This is a genomic window from Saccharopolyspora taberi (assembly GCF_039534165.1).
Classification (GTDB): Bacteria; Actinomycetota; Actinomycetes; order Mycobacteriales; family Pseudonocardiaceae; genus Saccharopolyspora_D; species Saccharopolyspora_D taberi.
Map to the genome: position 1 here is coordinate 1 of NZ_BAAAUX010000048.1, position 1,000 is coordinate 1,000.

Annotated in this window: 1 protein-coding gene; it reads left to right on the top strand. The window is 53.0% G+C overall.

The window, feature by feature from the left end:
* Positions 1-415: 415 nt before the first annotated feature.
* Positions 416-877 (top strand): hypothetical protein, encoded by a 462-nt coding sequence (locus ABD691_RS33535; protein WP_344686398.1) that lies wholly within the window; start codon positions 416-418, stop codon positions 875-877.
* Positions 878-1,000: the final 123 nt, after the last annotated feature.

The following is a 1,000-nucleotide window of genomic DNA, read 5'->3' on the forward strand; positions in this document are numbered from 1 at the left end:
GAGGAAGTGAGCTGCAGAATTCGTGCCAGGACGCCGGCGGTATGGGTGCCCTCCCGGACAGGCTCAACGAACCAAGGTGTGCACGCTGCATGGGTGGTCGGCCTACCACTTCCTACTGGCAAGCCAGCGCAGCGGCTGCGTGATCGGCCGCCTGGCTGTGGTCACTTTTTGATGACTTCCGTAACGCCCTCCTTGCAGTCGACGACTAGGAAGACGACTGAGGTTAAGGAGGTACGTCAGCGAGAACGCCTTTGACGTCGTCAGGCACAGCCAAAATAGGCTGCATGGAAACTCGTTTACCCCGAACGTCGCAAAAACGAGAATTCCAGCCAATCCCATAGCCGCTATACCCTTTATGTACCTATTGGCGAATTCCACTATTTTTGGTTGCTGCATTGCCAGAAGGCGAGGACCCGTGTCCGATTCTCCAGCAGAAGCCGTTGACACGAACGACGAAGTCACGCGGGCGGAGAACGTCAAGCACCTTGAGCTGATTCAAGCCATCATAACGCGCCTCGCTTCCAACTCGTTCCTCGTCAAGGGATGGAGCCTGACGGTTTCTATGGCAGCGTACGGGGTATCATTAAACCGAACAGACTGGCGCTTGGCGATAATTGGACTAGCGTTAACACTTGGCTTTTGGTGGCTGGACAGCTATTTTCTGAGGCAGGAAAGGTTGTTTCGTCTTCTCTATGACTACGTGCGATCGGACATTCGCGCTGTCCCCCGGTTCGCTATGAATGTATCCATATTCCTTGATCGAGATATAGTCCAGCAAGGAAAGGTAATGGGATCCGGAACGCTAGTCGCTTTCTACGGGGTGCTCGCAATAGTTGGGATGGCCATTGTGACCATATCTATACTAGTTCATGTTTGACGAATTGAATCACGAATCATCGATGCGGTCTGCTCTATGTCGAAATTCGGCACATCTTTCCGAGTTGGCCAAATCGGACCCATCGAGTCATTCCGGTACCTCGGAACTACATGCACATGGAGA